The organism is Siphonobacter sp. SORGH_AS_1065, from assembly GCF_030818595.1.
Classification (GTDB): Bacteria; Bacteroidota; Bacteroidia; order Cytophagales; family Spirosomataceae; genus Siphonobacter.
This window is the reverse complement of the sequence record NZ_JAUTAM010000004.1, coordinates 3,634,654-3,652,861: the sequence shown is the minus strand read 5'-3', so window position 1 is coordinate 3,652,861 and position 18,208 is coordinate 3,634,654. Positions and strand designations below refer to the sequence as shown.

Annotated in this window: 16 protein-coding genes; 8 read left to right on the top strand and 8 right to left on the bottom strand. The window is 43.4% G+C overall.

Annotated elements, in window-relative coordinates; all coding sequences use genetic code 11:
* The first annotated feature begins 1 nt into the window (after position 1).
* The 5 genes from QE390_RS15825 (at position 2) to QE390_RS15805 (ending at position 5,218) form a co-directional block, all read left to right on the top strand.
* Positions 2–1,168 carry a glycosyltransferase family 4 protein gene (locus QE390_RS15825; RefSeq protein WP_307142852.1) on the top strand — a complete coding sequence of 389 codons (1,167 nt, stop codon included), beginning with the start codon at positions 2–4 and terminating at the stop codon, positions 1,166–1,168.
* Positions 1,165–2,307, top strand: coding sequence for a glycosyltransferase (locus QE390_RS15820; RefSeq protein ID WP_106634997.1), 1,143 nt, complete (start codon positions 1,165–1,167; stop codon positions 2,305–2,307). The genes QE390_RS15825 and QE390_RS15820 overlap by 4 nt, the downstream gene beginning before the upstream one ends.
* A gap of 24 nt (positions 2,308–2,331) precedes the next feature.
* Entirely contained in the window at positions 2,332–3,255 is a 924-nt protein-coding gene (locus QE390_RS15815; protein WP_307142851.1) for a glycosyltransferase family 2 protein, read from the top strand.
* On the top strand, positions 3,236–3,790 hold the full coding sequence (locus QE390_RS15810) for a WcaF family extracellular polysaccharide biosynthesis acetyltransferase (RefSeq protein ID WP_373424545.1): 555 nt from the start codon (positions 3,236–3,238) through the stop codon (positions 3,788–3,790). Before QE390_RS15815 ends, QE390_RS15810 begins: the two co-directional genes overlap by 20 nt.
* A gap of 252 nt (positions 3,791–4,042) precedes the next feature.
* A complete protein-coding gene (locus QE390_RS15805) occupies positions 4,043–5,218 on the top strand; it encodes an MraY family glycosyltransferase (protein ID WP_307142849.1) in 1,176 nt (391 codons plus the stop codon).
* A gap of 247 nt (positions 5,219–5,465) precedes the next feature.
* On the opposite strand, the gene QE390_RS15800 is transcribed toward QE390_RS15805, so the two are convergent.
* From QE390_RS15800 to QE390_RS15770, 7 genes are all read right to left on the bottom strand, one after another.
* A complete protein-coding gene (locus QE390_RS15800; RefSeq protein WP_307142848.1) occupies positions 5,466–6,287 on the bottom strand; it encodes an alpha/beta hydrolase family protein in 822 nt (273 codons plus the stop codon).
* Between the two features lie 99 nt (positions 6,288–6,386).
* Positions 6,387–6,968: a chemotaxis protein CheB gene (locus QE390_RS15795; protein WP_307142847.1), complete on the bottom strand. Its 582-nt coding sequence runs from the start codon at positions 6,966–6,968 to the stop codon at positions 6,387–6,389.
* The gene (locus QE390_RS15790; RefSeq protein WP_307142846.1) at positions 6,950–7,759 is read right to left on the bottom strand and encodes a protein-glutamate O-methyltransferase CheR; all 810 of its coding nucleotides are present in this window, start codon (positions 7,757–7,759) and stop codon (positions 6,950–6,952) included. The genes QE390_RS15795 and QE390_RS15790 overlap by 19 nt, the downstream gene beginning before the upstream one ends.
* A gap of 7 nt (positions 7,760–7,766) precedes the next feature.
* Positions 7,767–8,135, bottom strand: a complete 369-nt coding sequence (locus QE390_RS15785) for a response regulator (protein ID WP_106635003.1) — start codon at positions 8,133–8,135, stop codon at positions 7,767–7,769.
* 37 nt (positions 8,136–8,172) lie between these two features.
* Positions 8,173–11,781 carry a response regulator gene (locus QE390_RS15780; RefSeq protein WP_307142845.1) on the bottom strand — a complete coding sequence of 1,203 codons (3,609 nt, stop codon included), beginning with the start codon at positions 11,779–11,781 and terminating at the stop codon, positions 8,173–8,175.
* Positions 11,782–11,796: 15 nt separating this feature from the next.
* Positions 11,797–12,876, bottom strand: coding sequence for an ATP-binding protein (locus tag QE390_RS15775; RefSeq protein WP_307142844.1), 1,080 nt, complete (start codon positions 12,874–12,876; stop codon positions 11,797–11,799).
* Positions 12,851–13,381 carry a two-component system response regulator gene (locus QE390_RS15770; protein ID WP_307142843.1) on the bottom strand — a complete coding sequence of 177 codons (531 nt, stop codon included), beginning with the start codon at positions 13,379–13,381 and terminating at the stop codon, positions 12,851–12,853. Before QE390_RS15770 ends, QE390_RS15775 begins: the two co-directional genes overlap by 26 nt.
* A gap of 271 nt (positions 13,382–13,652) precedes the next feature.
* Here QE390_RS15770 and QE390_RS15765 point away from each other — a divergent pair, with 271 nt between their 5' ends.
* The 3 genes from QE390_RS15765 (at position 13,653) to QE390_RS15755 (ending at position 16,981) form a co-directional block, all read left to right on the top strand.
* A complete protein-coding gene (locus QE390_RS15765) occupies positions 13,653–13,988 on the top strand; it encodes a winged helix-turn-helix domain-containing protein (protein WP_307142842.1) in 336 nt (111 codons plus the stop codon).
* Between the two features lie 82 nt (positions 13,989–14,070).
* A complete protein-coding gene (locus QE390_RS15760; protein ID WP_307142841.1) occupies positions 14,071–15,135 on the top strand; it encodes a glycoside hydrolase family 76 protein in 1,065 nt (354 codons plus the stop codon).
* A 685-nt stretch (positions 15,136–15,820) separates the two neighbouring features.
* Positions 15,821–16,981 carry an iron-containing alcohol dehydrogenase gene (locus tag QE390_RS15755; RefSeq protein WP_307142840.1) on the top strand — a complete coding sequence of 387 codons (1,161 nt, stop codon included), beginning with the start codon at positions 15,821–15,823 and terminating at the stop codon, positions 16,979–16,981.
* Positions 16,982–17,123: 142 nt separating this feature from the next.
* On the opposite strand, the gene QE390_RS15750 is transcribed toward QE390_RS15755, so the two are convergent.
* Positions 17,124–18,137 carry a GRP family sugar transporter gene (locus QE390_RS15750; protein WP_307142839.1) on the bottom strand — a complete coding sequence of 338 codons (1,014 nt, stop codon included), beginning with the start codon at positions 18,135–18,137 and terminating at the stop codon, positions 17,124–17,126.
* Between the last annotated feature and the right edge of the window lie 71 nt (positions 18,138–18,208).

The following is an 18,208-nucleotide window of genomic DNA, read 5'->3' as shown; positions in this document are numbered from 1 at the left end:
TATGAGAGTATTAATTGTTCACAACATTTTATGGTCTCATTATAAGGCTGCACTTTTTTCAGAACTGGCTCAACAGTGTCCGGTAGATTGTACTTTGCTGGTTGTTCAGTTAGCCGAATCTGAAGACAAGTACAATCAGTTGGGAAAAAGTGGTTTGATTGAACATCAATACCCCTATCATTTATTACATCCGGGATCGTTAAACTCCCTATCATTTAGCAAAAAAATAACGGGATTAATAAGCCAGATCAATCAGTTCAACCCTGACATAGTTAATCTTTCTGGTTATTACGATCCTGCTTATTGGTTATTAATTGGGTACTGCCGATTACGAGGAATTAAACTGGTTTTGAGTAATGAATCCAGTGAAAAAGATGGGAGTAGAAATGGCTGGAAAGAAAAATTCAAACGAACGCTAATCAGGCAGTTTGCAGGCTTTATCAACTTTGGGTCTTCCTCTGCTGAGTATATGCTTAAAATGGGGGCTCGTTCTTCTCAAATCATTACCCAACACGCCGCAGTTCTGAACAATACGGTTGTTCGTCAGGTTTATGATCGTAGCATCCACAGCCGTCAGAGTCTAAAGGAAAAATATGCTTTACCTGCTCATAACTTTATTTTTGTGGGCAGACTGGCCGAAGAGAAGAATCTGCCAGCCCTCTTATCAGCCTTTTCCTGGTTGAAAGAAAATGACCCAAAAGCTCACGACTGGGGTTTAATCATTATCGGTGATGGTCCGCTGCGAGCTCAGCTAAACACTTCGGCCTTAAAAGATGTCTTCTGGCTCGGTGGTCAGCCCTGGAATGAAGTTCCTGCGTATCTGGCTTTGGCGGACGCCCTTGTGCTTCCCAGCCATTTTGAACCCTGGGGTCTGGTGGTAAATGAGGCTATGGTTTGTGGTTTGCCCGTTGTGGTTTCTAATCAGTGTGGTTGTGTCAACGACTTAGTAGAAGAAGAAAAAAATGGCTACACCTTTAGACCAGAAGTTACACTGGAACTAGGGGTCGCTTTACAAAAATTTGTCAACTTATCGGAGGCTGAACGAACTCAGATGGGACAGCACTCGCTGAAACTGATTGCTCCTTTTCATACGACTACCGTTGCTCAGGAAATCTGGCAGGGTTTTCGTCGAATAGGGTCCCCTACTGAAGCCTCCTTTCGTTCATGAAAATATTAAATCTCTGCGGTTATTCCTGGGAAATTGGCGGCCCCTCCAAGGTTATTTATGATCACACCAACGTTCAGATCAAACTGGGTGCTGAAGTGACCATTCTGACGCCCCTTTCTGAAGGAGAGCGGCTTTACATGATCCCCGAAGGTGCTACAGTCATTACTACCAAACGCCATTGGTTAGCTCGATTTATTCCGGAATTTTCACCGGAGCTATGGAAATATTACCGTGAACACGCCCATGAATATGACATTGTTCATATCCATGGCCCCTTTCATTTTGCGGGTTGGGTTCCTTTCTGGGTTCGCTCAAAAGCTAAAAAAGTTTTTACTGTGCACGGTACCCTGGACCGTTGGGCAATGAAAAAATCCGGCTGGAAGAAGCAGCTTATTTCTGCCCTTTTTCAGCGTAGGTACGTGGAGCAATGCGACCTGATACAGGTTCATAACCCTGACGAAGAAGAGGATTTGGTCCGTTACCTGGGCCATCCGCATCCTAATGTAGTTACGATTAATAACGGCATGCTGTTGTCTGATTACGATCAGCTTCCGGCCAAGGGGCAGTTCCGTAGTCAATATTCGCTGGATGCCGATACTCCCGTTATTCTGTTTTTGAGTCGGATCAATGTTAAAAAAGGTCTCGATTTATTACTTCCGGCTTTTCAGAATATTCTGAAAGATTACCCCAAAGCTCGTCTCTTTATTACCGGACCGGACGATGGCTATCTTTCCTTCGTCACGGATTTTATTCAGAAAAATAATCTATCGGAGCAAATCACGCTGACGGGCATGCTGACGGGCGAGGAAAAACTGAAAGTAATTGTCGATGCGGATGTATTTGCCTTGCCAACTTATTCGGAAAGTTTTTCGCTGGCTGCACTGGAAGCCATGGTTTGCGGCACCGCCGTTCTTACTACAGATCGCATTGGCTTTGGGCATTTACTCAAGCAAAACCACGCGGCTGAGCTGGTTACGCACGAGGTAAAAGACGTTGAAAGAGGACTCAGAAAATTAATCAGTGACTCCGCTTACCGTAAAGAGTTAGCTCGTAAAGGACAAAATTTTGCCCGTGATGTCGCTGACATTAATAAAGTAGCAACCAAGTTATACCGATCCTTTGAAGCTTTAATTCGTTAATATTGCCCTTATTTATCTGGAAAAATGACCCCTTCCTATCCCGACTTAGCGGTAATATTACTGACGTTTAATGAAGAAAAACACATTGAACGTTGCCTGAAAAGTTTACTTCCCGTTACTGACAAAATTTTTATCGTCGATTCTGGTTCGACTGATCGAACCGTGGAACTGGCCGAGGCTCTGGGAGCCAGGGTTGCTCAAAATCCTTGGGTTAACTACGCAACGCAGTTCAATTTTGGCATTCAAAACTGTCCCTTTCAAACGAAATGGCTAATGCGAATGGATTCGGACGAATACATATTACCCGAATTAGCCCGCGAAATCGCTCAGACCTTACCTAACGTTGCTTCCGAAGTTTCTGGTTTTTATATCAAACGCCGGGTCATGTTCATGGATCAGTGGATTCGTTATGGCGGTTATTACCCAACCTGGCTCTTGCGGATCTGGCGAAGCGGAAAAGGCCATTGTGAAGAGCTATGGATGGATGAACACATCAAGATTTCCGAAGGAGAAATGCTCCGCATGAATCACGATCTAGTGGACCATAACCTGAATAATTTAACCTGGTGGACGCAGAAGCATAATCTTTATGCCATTCGGGAGGCTATTGATCTACTGAACGTTAAGTATGATTTTGGGGATGTTGAGATCGTTACCCCCCGTTTTTTGGGAACGCAGGAACAACGCAAACGGTACCTCAAAATCAAATATGCCAGCTTGCCTTTATTCACGCGGCCATTTCTGTATTTTCTATTCCGTTACTTTATAAAAATGGGTTTTCTGGATGGGAAACGCGGGCTTATCTGGCATTTCCTTCAGGGTTTCTGGTATCGTTTCCTGGTAGATGCCAAAATATTTGAAGTCTATCATCGGGCGGGTATTTCAAAGGAAGCCATTGCTCGATTCTTTTTAACCGAATATGGAAAAGATGTCCTCGAAAAGCGTTGATCTGTCCAAGTACCAACATCAGCCTCAATTCTCATCCAAAAGCTGGAGAAACCGAATCTGGTTTGTCGTTAATATTTTATTTTTCTATACCAAATTACCTATTCCGGTTGGTTTGAAACTCTGGATCCTTCGCAAGTTTGGGGCAAAAATCGGCACCGGCGTAATGATCAAACCTAACGTCAACATCAAATTTCCCTGGTTACTGGAAATAGGCAATAACGTCTGGATTGGCGAAGAAGTCTGGATTGACAACCTCGTTCAGGTACGCATTGGCTCTAACGCCTGTCTTTCCCAGGGAGCCATGTTATTGTGTGGAAATCATAATTACAAATCCACAAGATTTGATTTGATGACGGCCCCTATCACCCTTGAAGAAGGCGTGTGGATTGGAGCGAAATCCATTGTGTGCCCAGGAGTTACCTGCTATTCACACGCTATGTTGGTGGTCGGATCTGTGGCTACGGGTAATTTAGAGGCCTATGGGATTTATCGGGGAAATCCCGCCGCAAAAATTCGCAACCGTGTTATTGAGTAATACTCATAGGTTATCTAATTAATGGGACGGTACATTTTTAGTGACAAACTATCCGTTCTACTAAGGAATGATAATCATCACTTTATTTGTCCACTTATAAAGACTTTACGGATAAATCCGGGGAAAGTAAAGTTTGATTAGTAGTTTTGGAAATCAGTAAAATTCTGATATATTATGGTTGGTGAAGTCTTTATGAAAAGTTAGTGTAGCTCCCCACCTACGCAACTTGATTGAACCAGATAATCAATTTTTATGATCACAGCCTTACGTCAATTCCTAAACGAGTCTTTTGTTCAGGTTATCATCTCTCTTATCGCGGCGTGCTGGCTAACGGTTGAGGCAATTCCTGTCATTATCAATATTTCCCGGCTTCGAAATTTAATGGCCGAGCCCGAAGCTCGTAGTGCCCACTCCAACCGCACCCCAACACTGGGAGGAATCGCCATCTTTGCCGGAACCATGATTGGCTATTTTCTCTGGTTACCCGAAGGCGAAACCCATCTGCATCACCTTGCTATTGCGGGCATTGTTATTCTCTTTTTTACGGGTGTAAAGGACGATATTCTGGTCATTGCACCCATGAAGAAAATGCTCGCCCAGATTTTTGCCTCCTCGCTTGTCATCATAGGTGCTGATTTGAGAATCAATGATTTATTCGGAATTTTAGGGATCCACCAGATTCCTTATCTAATCAGTATTTTACTTACCATTTTTGTATTTATTGCTCTGACGAATGCCATTAACCTCATTGATGGCATTGATGGGTTGGCTGGCGGCATTGGCCTGATTGCCTGTATGATTTTTGGTTCCTGGTTTCTACTCAATAGCCAAAATGCCCTTGCCATTTTGGCCGCTTCTCTCTCGGGCTCTTTACTCGGGTTTATCCGATTTAACTTTTCCCGAACGAGTAAGATATTCATGGGAGACACCGGATCCCTGATTCTGGGCTTCGTATTGACGCTTTTTGCAGTTAAGTTTATTCACCTGAACACCGGAGCTAACGCCATTCTCGATGCACCGATTCTTGCGATTGTCGTTCTGATTGTTCCTATTTTCGATACACTGCGGGTTTTCATTGTTCGGATTATGAATGGTCGTTCACCCTTCTTCCCCGATAAAAACCATACGCACCACATCCTGATTGCTCAGGGGCTTTCGCATTTTCAGGCGACCTGTGTATTATGCGGATTGACCTTAATCTTAACCTGCTTCTTTCTGTTAATCAGAAACTCGGTATCGACTAACGAAGGCTTATTCATTCTGGTTGCGTTATTTGGCCTTTACAATTACGTAAGTTACTTACTCATCAAACGAGTGAGTTATAAGGATCCATCACTGGAGGCCGAAACGTTAAAAAAGCAGATGAAACGCGAAGCAAAAGCTCGTCTGAAAAACATTAAGCGAATCAAGAAAGTATTCGATAACTAAGAGACTGCCTAAAAGTTATTTCAAATACAAAAGAGAGACCGTGATACGGCCTCTCTTTTCGTTAGAGTAAACTCATTGATACTCCGATCTGTCATCCAGAACGAAGCGAAGGAACTTACTGAGCTTTCCATTAACTTTCAACCAGGAGAATTATTCTACTGGTACGACAGGGAATCTCGCACCAAGTTTTCCTTATCAAAAAGAACCACGCTTTCTAAAAGCGTGGTTCTTTTTTAGGCATTACTTCTTACTTTTTTCGATCAAAAAACTGCTTCATAAATAAAGCCTGATAGGTTAATGCTTTATTCCAGTAACCCCAGTTATGAGCACCTGGCCGATTGATGTAGTCGTGAGGGATATTCCGTTCGATTAACTTCGCGTGTAAATTTTCATTCACCCCATAGAAAAAATCTTCCGTTCCGCAGTCAATCAGCAAGGCTAACGAATTAGGCGTTAATAAATGCACCATGTTAATGACCGTGTATTTTTCCCAGTTTTCCGGTGTTTGTGCATAAGTTCCCAATCGCTTGGCAATATCCCAGTTGTTAGGAAAAGGACGAAAGTCTACGCCTCCGCTCATACTACCCGCGGCTCCAAAAACGTCCTGATGTTTAAAGGCCAGATACAAAGCTCCGTGCCCTCCCATGCTCAAACCAGCAATACCCCGACCTTCGCGACTTTTTACGGTCTTGTAACGGCTGTCAATCCAGGCAGGTAACTCGTTGGCTACGTAGGTCTCGTACTTGTAAGACGGGTCAATAGGACTGTCAAAATACCAACTGGAAAAGTTACCGTCCGCACAGACAATCATCATCTGATACTGATCGGCTAATTCGTTAATGGTTAAATGTTTCTTTGCCCAGTCACTGTAGTTTCCGCTGTACCCATGTAGCAGGTATAAAACGGGAAAGGCTTTACCAGAAGCATACGAGTCGGGCGTAATTACTACGGCCTTTATCGTTTTTTTCATGGAAGCACTGTACGTGTCAACCGTATCAACCTTGGCGGCGAAGCTGGAAAAAGCTAGTAATGAGAAAGCTATAATGGAAAGGTTTCTAAATAGTTTCATTGAAAATAGGGAGCGTTTCGTTCAACAGAAAGCTGCGAATTTGCAAAAACTTCTCTAAAACTAATGAATCATTTTCCAGGAATTGCCTTCGTAAACCAATCAGGACAGGCGATTTAGAAACCTAGCTATTTCTTCCACCGAAAAGACAAAATCAATTTGTACGTGTTGAAGGGCATGATGGGGCATGAAGGGCGTCTGGGCCGTGGCGGGGTCCTGCACGATGGTCAGGCCACCCGCTTTTTTTATGATTCTTAATCCATCCGTTCCGTCTGCATTCGCTCCAGATAACAGAATTCCAATGGCCGAGGGACCGAAAACTTCGGCTACTGACTCATAAGTAACATCCAGTGAAGGCCGGCTATAATTAATCTTTTCGGAAGCATCAAGGGCAAAGATGTTCTCTTCTTCTACCAGTAAATGATAGTCCGCAGGAGCCACGTATATTTTACCCGACTGAATCGGATCTTTGTCTTCAACCTCACTTACGGGAATAGAGGTCTTCATCGAGAAAAGATCCGCCAGCGAAGAATCAACCGAGTTTTTCCGGTGCAGAACGATGATTAAAGTAAAGCCGATAGGCTTCTGTAACAGCGGAAATAATTTCATTAATGCATCAATACTCCCCGCTGAGCCGCCAATCACAACCACTTTAGAAGCATCCATTAACTGATCTTTCGCCATACTTTGTCTCGTGTCAATTGTTTGTAATGCGTCTGAATGCTGGAAAACTTCAAGGTTTCTTTAGATCCCAGGGCTAGGTAACCCAGGGTTCCCAAACTTTCGTCAAACAACTTTAATACTTTTTCCTGTAAATCTTTATCAAAGTAAATCAGCACATTCCGGCAGAGAATCAGATCAAATTCATTGAATGAACGATCTGAAACCAGATTATGCGTGGAAAATATCATCTTCTCTCCCAGGCTTTCCTTGAATTTTACCTGCCCATAATTGGCAATGTAATACGAAGAAAAATCGTTTTTCCCGCCTGATCCAATGTAATTCTCTGAGTACAGCTTCATGTGACTCATCGGAAAAATTCCCGCACGAGCCTTCTCCAAAACGGTTGGATTCAGATCCGTTGCGTATAGCAGGGACTTATGCAGAAGATTAGCTTCCTGCAATAAAATGGCCATTGAATAAACCTCTTCGCCCGTAGAGCACCCGGCATGCCAGATTCGGATAAAAGGTTTTGCCCCTAGCGTAGGTAATACATCCGTCCGCAGAAAATGATAAAACGTCGGGTCTCTGAACATCTCCGTTACGTTAACGGTTATTTCCTCCACAAAACGTTTCAGATACGCGGGATCGGACTTTACCCGATACCGAAGCTCCGCAAAACTCGGAAACTTATCAATGGTGCAAATTCGCTGAATGCGTCTTCTCAGAGAAGCTTTGGAGTAATTATTAAAGTCATACCCATAAATTTCGTACAGGTCATTTAACAAAATGGCAATCTCTTCCTCTTCAATCATGACCTTACTAGTATTCACGAGACATTAACTCCAGTAAACGCTCCACATTGATGGGCTTCGAAATATATTCGGTAGCCCCCGCCCTCAAACACTTTTCCCGGTCTCCTACCATCGCCTGGGCCGTCACTGCCAAAATCGGCGTATGCCTGCGTTTCTCAATGGCCTGAATCAATGGAATAGCCTCGTAACCATCCATTTCAGGCATCATCATATCCATCAAAATTATGTCTACAACCTCATCCGTTTGCAACAAATTCAGAGCTTCCTGAGCACTGCTGCTCGACAGACAATCGTACGCTTTTGAGCGTAGGGTAGCCTTTAGAGCAAAAATATTCTTCGCATCGTCATCAATAATGAGCACTCGCTTTTTCTCCATTCCCTGATTTATTCCTAGAGGTGTTATACGATATTCTTTAAGAGCGTTCGTACAACCAAACGCGTAGCAACGATAAAAGCTGATCGATGTCAACGGGTTTGGTAATGTAGTCGGAGGCTCCAGCCTGGATGCATTTCTCACGATCACCCGTCATGGCTTTCGCCGTCACGGCAATGACGGGCATGTCTTTCCAGAGGTAATTCTCGCGGATTTTACGGGCCGTTTCGTAGCCATCCATCTGCGGCATCATCATGTCCAGTAAAACGATGTCAATGTGGGCATTTTCTTCAAGTTTCTGAAGAGCCTCCTTGCCATCCAAAGCCGTGATGACATTCATCTGGTAATTCTCCAACGCCTTCGATAAGGAGAAAATATTCCGAATATCGTCGTCGGCTACCAGCACATTTTTACCCTTCAATATCTGGCTTAATTCGCCCAGTTTTTTATATCGACCCTCTTTCTTTTCCGATTGTTTATTGTCCTCCACTAAATGCAGAAACAACGAGACTTCGTCCAGCATACGCTGATACGAATGAGCTGTTTTAACGATGATCGAATCTGCGTATTTTTTGATCTTTAATTCTTCGGAAAGGGATAGACTTTTCCCGGTAAAAATGATAATGGGAAGGTTCTCGAAATCAGGGTCTTTCCGGGCTTGTTCAAGCATGTCATAAGCTTTGGAATCGGGGATACCCATATCCAGAATCACGCAATCAATATCTTTCCGGCGAAGAGCCTGAATGCCCTGATCGACATCACTTTTCAGCTCGGAATTGATATTGAATGTTTCCAGAAAATACGCTAATGCTTTGGCGTGTTTCGGATTATCTTCAATAATCAGAACTTTCTTGGCATTGCGATTCAGAACGTATTCAATTTTCTCAAAAACGTCTTTCATTTGTTCAAATGCCATCGGTTTGTTAACAAAATCAACGGCACCTTTCAGTAAACTTTCCGTCTTCATTTTATGGGAAGACATAATATGTACCGGTATAGGCCGCGTTTGGGGATCGGCTTTCAGGGCATCCATTACTTCCCACCCACTCATGATTGGTAACTGAATATCCAGTAAAATACCAGCAGGCTTATAAAGTCCAGCGAGTTTTAATCCTTCATCTCCCCGAACGGAAACAATGCCTTTATAGCCCTTTTTCCGGGAATAATCGAGTAATGATTTGGCAAAGGCAGTATCATCCTCAATAATCAAAATGACCTTATCGTCTCTTTCTATGGACTGCCGATCATCAGGAATATTAGCCGGGATTGTGGTACTCAAAAATTCAGTAGTCTTTTCTTTCGCAGGCTGCGGCTTTTCTTCTTCCTTTTTAATGATTACTGGAGTGACCTCTATCTCTTCAATCTCAATTCGATTGAGCTTCGAAATAGGTAAGTGCAACGTGAATTCACTACCTTTATTTACCTCACTGGTTACTACTAACTCGCCACCTAATAATTTTACTAACTCTCGGCTAATCGATAATCCCAGACCCGTTCCGCCGTACTTACGCTTCGTCGAACCATCCGCTTGCTGGAAGGCTTCAAAAATCAAATGCTGCTTTTCTTTCGGAATACCAATACCGGTATCTCTAACAATGAATCGAACTGAATTATCGTATTTAGTATCCTTTTCTAACGTTAAAGAAACTTCGCCTTCGGAAGTAAACTTAATGGCATTGGATAATAAATTCTTCAAAATCTGTCCCAGACGTAAACGGTCTGTTTCCAGGTAAGCAGGAATAGTATCAGCAACCTTTACCTTGAAATCTAATTTTTTATCTTTCGCTAAAGGAGTAAAGAGGGCTTTTAATTCATCGGTAATTTCATTCGTTGATACATTCATAAATTCGAGCTTCATCTGACCTGCTTCGATTTTTGAAAGATCAAGGATTTCATCAATTAAGCCTAATAGTCCATTTCCAGAGTTATTAATTACCTGAGCATATTCAACTTCATCTTTCGAAAGATGATTTTCATTATTCTCAGCTAACAGACGGCTCAATAATAAAATTGAGTTCAAGGGTGTCCGCAATTCATGGGACATATTCGCTAAAAATTCAGATTTATATCGCGTTGATATTTCAAGCTCTTCGGCTTTTCTCTGAATTTCTTCATTTTTTTCTTCCAGTAATAAACTTCTTTCTTCCAGTTCTGTATTAGACTGTAACAATTCTTCCTGTTGTACTCTCAGCTCTTCTTCTGAAGCCTGTAACTTCTGAGACTGAGCTTCAAGTTCAGCATTCAGGTTCTCTAACTCGTTGTGCTGAGCCTGTAACTCTTCAGCCTGAGCCTGTGTTTCTTCCAGGAAATTCTGAAGTTTAATATAATCTAAAGCGGCGTTCACGCCGACTGCTATATCGTCTGCATTACTTTTTAGCAACTCCAGTTCTAGCTCGTTTGGTGACCGTAAAAAGCCCAGTTCAATAACTCCAATACACATATTGGCGTATACCAGCGGCATGATTACCAGAGAAGAAATGGGCGTTTGACCTAAGCTTGACTCCACCACTAAGTAATTGTCAGGCAGATCATTAACGAGCATTATCTGTTTCTCCTTAATCGCCTGGCCCACCAGTCCTTTTTCAATATAAACGACTTCGGGAGCAGTACTGGAAGCGTAACTTGAGATTAATTTATAACTCAAATCTGATTCCATAAAGTACACGGTACCCACCGGAACACCGATAAAATGAGTAAGTGTATTAATTAAATTACTGGCTAGTTTTCGGGCATTACGTTCGCCATTAATGGCATTATTAATTTCAGCGGAACCCGTTTGAAGCCAGTTTCTACGTTCTAAGTCATTAAAGCTCATTTCCAGCGATTCGACCATTGCATTAAGAGCTCTGCCAATTCGCCCTAATTCATCATCCCGGGTATCCTGGCTCCGAGAAGTATAATCGCCCTGTGCAATTCTTCCGGTAATGCCTTCCATAACCGAAATCCGACGATTGGCCTCTTCGAAGGCCTCTTCTCTTTTAATTTGCTCTTTTAATTTAGTATCTAATTCATTTTTAATTCTCGTGTATGAAAAGCCGGTAATAAGAATAGAAACAATCGCCGCAATAGCCAGAACGATTGGCGTATACGTTATGTAAAAACTTTGTTTTTCAAGACGGCTTTGCAGGATATTATTTTCTTCTTTTTTAATCTGTTCGATGACGCTGCGAAGATTATCCATAATCTTCTTGCCTTTTATCATTTCATCGTTCTGACGAGCCGTATCCCGACTAACAGCCATTCCTTTTCTCCTAACCAGATCAATAATCAGTTGCATCTGGTTAAACTTTGCATCGTATAGACGCTTGGCTTCGTCCAGATTTTTCTGTTGAACCTTATTGTCAATGGTCAGATTTTTAAGGGTATTATAACTGCGGTTAGCTTTATCATACGCACCCGTGTAAGGTTGAAGAAAGTCCGGGTCCAGCGTAATCAGGTATCCTCGCTGTCCGGTTTCTGCGTCCTTTAAATGCGACATAATGTTTTCAGATTCCAACAATACTTCATTGGTATGATTAACCAATTCGGAATTGGTAATCAGTCGCTGGGTGCTGTAAAAAGACGCTACTAAGCTAAAGACTAATAATATGACAGAGATTGAGAAAACAACCTGCAATTGTTTAATTACTGAATAATGAGCTCTAGGCATGGCGAATAGAAATGCTTACTTCAATACGTGGTTAGTTTGATTCACGGGTAAAACAATAATAAAGCTTGTCCCTTCTCCCATCTGGCTTTTGGCTGATATGATTCCGTTGTGCGTATCAATGTTTTTCTTGGCAATGGCTAATCCAATTCCCGTCCCTTCGTAACTACTCTGATCGTTTAATCGCTGAAAAATGATGAAGATTCGATTCAGGAATTTCTCATCAAAACCAATTCCATTATCTTCTACTATGATCCGACAGAATGCCCCATTTTCTTTTGCCGGGCTGTCAATGGACTTATCTGCGACTAATTCACCAGTAATGTGAATAACAGGAGCTACCGTAGGCTTTGAGAATTTTAAAGCGTTACTAATCAGGTTTTGGAACACCTGCCTGATCCGGCTCGGCATCGCTGAAATAACTGGTAAATTACCTACGGATACAATGGCTTCTTTACGGGATATTAAATCGTCAAAATCGATTAATAACTCGTGTAAGATTTCATTTAAATTCGTTTCCTGGAAAGAAGAGCTATTGGATAATCTGGAATACTCTAGCACATCACTGATAAGCCTCGACATCCGGGCTGAAGACTGAATGGAACGGTCCAGGTAAGAGATGGCTTCGTTATTGTCTTTTAAATACTTTTCTTTAATTACGCCATTGAAGATTTGAATCTTCCGTAAAGGTTCTTTTAGATCATGCGATACTACCCAGGCAAATTGTTGCAATTCGTGATTGGTTCGCTCTAACTCTACGTTTTTATCCAGTAACTCTTTGGTACGTAATTCTACTTTTTGTTCAAGAATTTCAGCATTGATTTTTTGCTGATGAATATCCGTAAAAGTCCCCACCCAGCGAACCGTTACTTCTTCAAATTTGATAGGGGTAATGCGAAGCAAATGATAGCGGTATTCTCCCGTAGTTAATTCTTTTAATCGCGTTTCTTTGATGTATTCAACTCCCTGTTTCAGATACGTCTCCCACTCCAGATGAATGTTATCATCCGGGTGCATTTCAGGGAATTGATCCAGTTGTCTTGAGTATTTATACCAGTGTTCATTAACATACTCAATCTCCCCTCCCTGCTGAAGCAATCGTAAAAGCCATTTGCGGCAGCGATTCTACGATAGACCGTAACTCCTGCATGCCTTTGGCCAATTGCTCTTCGGCTTGCTTTCTAACCTCGATTTCTTTCAGTAGGCTTTCCTGCGTAGCCCTTAATTCCTGCTGCTGCTCGTATAAACGATTGAGTATTTTGACCTTCAGCAATAAAATGTCTGGATCAACCGGTTTGGTTAAATAGTCAATTCCACCCGAAGTATACCCTTTGGTAATAAATTCTTTTTCTTTATTGACTGCTGAAAGAAATATGATGGAGGTATCTTTTGCTTTACTATACCCACCGATGAAGTTTGCTACTTCGAAACCGTCCATTCCGGGCATTTGCACGTCCAGAATAATGACGGCATAGTTATTAGCAAGAACTTTCTTCAGAGCCTCTTCTCCAGATTCTGCGGTATCGACAGAAAATTGATGCTGCTCAAGAATTTTCTTCAAAGGAAGAATATTCTCAGGTCTGTCATCTACTATAAGAATCATATCCAAAGAAACTTTTTTCAAAACACTAGAGCACTTACTCACAAGGTTGAAACCTTGATTGTGATTTCTTGTTTAAAATTAGTCGTGAATTTAACTGCTATCCAACTTTCTTGTTAGCTCAATCAAAATTTTAAGCTGAACGAATGATTATTTGTTATCAATTTATAATCCCGTATTAAGCTGGCTTCGTTTCAGCAGGTAGGGTTCCGAAATACGATCCCTTTCATTTCATCCTTATTTTTGCTACTGAAAATTCTAATAAGACGATGTTATGGCATTTAAAGTAAACGGGCGAATCTGGATTGAAGGAGAAGAACGCTTCATGGGCATTGGCAGACTGGAATTGCTTCAGCGAATTGAACAGACTGGCTCAATTTCTGCGGCGGCCAAGGGCATGGGCATGTCTTACAAACGAGCCTGGGATTTGATCCAATCGCTGAACAATCAGGCCGCTTCTCCCGTAGTTAGCACGCAGACGGGGGGCGAACGCGGCGGCGGGGCCCTCATCACCCCGGAAGGCAAACGCTGGATTAACCTTTATATGGAGTTGCAGGAACGTTTTCAGGCGTTTGTGGAACAGGAGTCGAGCAAGCTGACCTTGGAATAATTTCTTCGTTATCAGAGTTCCCAACCGTGACGTATCACTATGTATAGATGAACCATTGACAATTCCTCTATACTTACGTTTTATGAAAAAATCTGCCTTCCTGCTGGCAACATTCCTATCGTTTAGTTTATCCGGCTGGGCTCAAACCGAGCGATTGCATCAAATTCACCAGAATATTCAAAGCGTTTTTTACGAGCCTTCAACCGGGCTCTATAAAGAGACGAACGATGCGGCTCACAATGAAAAGCCTCACTCCTACCTGTGGCCGCTTTGTGCTCTGGTTCAGGCGGCGAATGAAATGGAAGTGCTGGAACCCAGAGCATCTTACCTTCAACCCGTTTTGCACACTATTCAGCAGTATTACAACGCCAACCCTCCGGCTCCGGGTTACCAGGCTTATGTCACAAAAGAAATGACAGACACGCGTTTCTATGATGATAATCAGTGGATTGCGATTGCTTGCCTGGATGCTTACAAACGAACCAAACAGCCATCTTACCTCAAAACGGCAGAGCTGATTTATAAATTTATGCTGACAGGTTACGATCAGCGGGGCGGCGGCGGTATCTACTGGAAAGAAGATGATAAAACCACCAAGAATACCTGTTCAAATGGCCCGGGTATTCTCATTGCCTTGCAGTTCTATAAACTTAGGAAAGACCCGAAAGATCTACAAACGGCCCTTGAGCTGTACCGCTGGACGAACCAACAGTTGCAGGCTCCATCGGGCGTTTATTATGATGCAGTGAAGTTACCCAGCATGAAAATCGACTCGGCCATTTATACCTATAATACCGGAACTATGCTTCAGTCTAACGTGCTTTTGTATGAATTAACGAAGGATCAAACGTATCTCAAGGAGGCGAAGCGAGTGGCCGAAGCGGCGAAGAAGCATTTTTATCGAAACCATAAATTTCCGGGAAACTACTGGTTCAACGTTGTTTTGCTACGGGGGTACGTAGAGCTTTTTGAAGTGGATAAGGACCCGCAGTACCTGCGTTTATTTGCGAAAGACGCTGAGCGAATCTGGAAAGAAGAGAAAGATCCGCAACATCTGGTTGGCCCCCGCCCCTGGAAGTCGCTAATCGATCAGGCCGCCATGCTGGAAATGTACGCCCGGCTGGAAGCCTTGAAAGGGAAAATTTAATCTCTGATTCTGAATACCTTATCAGTAAAGTGCCCCCGAAGGGGCACTTTCTGTTTATGGGTTGAGTTTAGGAGTTCGGGGTTTAGTTTTTTTGTTTAGGGTTAAGGGTTTTGAGTTTGGGGTTAAGCTGATGAATTGACTCCATATAATGCAGGGTTGTGGGAATGAAAGCCTTTTCCAGTTAATGGACTCGATAATTACGCAAAAAATAACCTCAGCGGGGTTAAATCATGAATAGCCCCGTATGAAATGCGGGGTGCCAAGGAGACAACCTCCCCGAGTTAATAGATCCGGGTAATTATGAAAAACAACCCCAGCGGGGTTAAATCATGAATAGCCCCGTATGAAATGCGGGGGTGCAATCCCTCCCCGGGTTAATAGATCCGGGTAATTATGAAAAATAACCCCAGCGGGGTTAAACCATGAATAGCCCCGTATGAAATGCGGGGGTGCAATCCTTCCCCGGGTTAATAGATTCGGGTAATTACGCAAAAAATAACCCCAGCGGGGTTAAATCATGAATAGCCCCGTATGAAATGCGGGGGTGCAATCCCTCCCCGGGTTATCACCCGGGGCTATTAGAAATTTAACCCCGCTGGGGTTGTCATGCAACAATTGCAGTTAACTCACAACCCCAAACTCAAAACTCTAAACCCCCAAATTCCCAACAATTCCTTCAGAGATTATGCTAAATTTTGAATTTAAGAATCCGACTAAAATTATTTTCGGAAAGGGCCAAATTGAAAAATTATCCACCGAGCTACCAGCCCATGCTAAAGTTCTGTTGCTGTACGGTGGTGGAAGTATCAAAAAAAACGGCGTTTACGAACAAGTCATTGCAGCACTCCAAGGTTTTGAGGTAGTTGAATTCGGCGGCGTTCCCGCTAACCCCGAATACGCCATCCTTTTAAAGGCCCTCCAAATTATTAAGGATCAGTCCATTACTTTCATCCTCGCCGTGGGTGGCGGCTCAGTTATTGACGGGGCCAAGTTTCTTTCGGCGGCGGCTTTATACGAAGGAGACGAACCCTGGGATATTCTTTCCAAAGGCATTCGTTTTGAGAAAGGCTTACCCTTTGCCACTGTCTTAACCCTGCCCGCTACGGGTTCTGAAATGAATTCGGGTTCGGTCATCAGTCGGGCAGAAACGCAGGAAAAATTATCCTTCGGCGGACCCGGCATGTTCCCGGTTTTCTCCATTCTTGATCCTCAGGTTATTCAATCCATTCCTCCGCGGCAGCTTGCGAACGGAATTACCGATGCCTTTACGCACGTGCTGGAGCAATACATGACGTACCCGATTCATGCCCGTTTACAGGATCGTTTTGCGGAAAGCATTATGCAAACGCTAATTGAAGTGGCCCCGCTGGTCATGGCAAACCCAGCGGATTATTCAGCGGCCGCTGACTTTATGTGGAGTTGCACCATGGCTCTCAATGGACTGATTCAGAAAGGGGTTCCCACCGACTGGGCCGTTCATGCCATGGGTCACGAGTTAACGGCCCTGTATGGCATTGACCATGCCCGTACACTGGCGGTTATTGCCCCCAGCCATTACCGTTACAATTTCGAGCGGAAGAAAGAGAAACTCGCTCAATACGGCGAACGGGTTTGGCAGATTACGGAAGGAACGACGGAAGAGAAAGCGGAACGGGCCATTGTAAAAACGGAAGAGTTTTTCCATTCGCTGCATATTCAAACCAAATTGTCTGCCTATACCGATCAGTTCGAAAACACGGCTGAGCAAATTGAGCAACGATTTACGCAACGAAACTGGCTGGGCATCGGGGAATATAAAGACCTGAAACCTTCGGACGTGAAGAAGATTGTGGAGATGAGTTACTAAGTAATGGGCAGGACTTAGCGACCGCCGTTGCGGTCATCAGCTAGTAAACTCACAGTCAATAACTTAACATCAAACTATTCATTATTAAGTAATCATACGAACTTAATTAAGAACCAGAGCCGGATTTATTCCGGCTCTTGGTTTATCCGGCATTGGCCCGAGCCATGACGATGAGTATTAACCCGACCACATAAGTTCCGCCCATGATCCATAAATAACGTTTGGCTTTGGCGGGTGCTCCTTCAAATTCCTTCCAGACCAAAAGTCCCCAAAGAACCGACACAACCGTTGCTCCCTGGCTTAACCCGTAAGAAACAGCTCCGCCCGCATCCTGCGAACCCAACAGGAGTGTAATCATTCCGATTCCCCAGATGAATCCACTGCCCAGACTCAGTCCATGTTCTTTGGCAGAAACGTCTCCATACCGCACCTCGTCTTCTCCTTCGAGTAACTTTAGTCGTTTCACGGTCCATTCTATCAGCGGGTTACTAATCAAAATTCCCAACGCAAACAACACAAAGCCCGTGTAGGGCGTAAGCTTTTCAGCTTCAGGTAAAGCAATATCCTCCACAATGGATTGGGTAACCAGTAGAAAAAAGAAACCCGAGAAGACCCCGCCCGCCAGAGCTACCCAAATGCCCTTGGTACTGGAACCTTCGTCTTCCTCCTCTTCTTCATTTTTGGCTTTATAGGCAAACGCACAGGCCGCGATTGAAGCCAGCACCAGGCCGCCCCCAATGGCAAGTAACCCTACGTTTCCTTCAGGTTTAGCTATGTAGTTAACAATCAGTCCTAAAGCCAATGACAAACCTGTACCGACGGGCATGGCTACGGCAATACCTGAAATATTAATTCCCACGGTAAGTAACGTATTTCCAATATTGAAGATCATACCTCCTACTACGGCCAGAGCCATATTTCGCAAGGTTGCCTGCTGAATATCGTCTAGAAAGGCTCGCTCGTTAGAACCCAAACTGCCTAGCGTGAAAGCCAATACAAGAGCAGTAATGAAAATCCCATAAACGTAATCACGGTAAAAGATGGACAGTGGAGCGGATTGCGTAACGAGTTTCTGACCGCTTGTCCAGGAGCCCCAGCAAAGCATGGTAATGAGGCAAAAGATAATGGCAAGGGTAGCGTTTTCAATGATGACCATGGTTTAGCAGTTTCGTTCTAGTGGATTCCTCCAAACCTTAATAAAACCCGGCCAGTACCCGCACAAAAAAA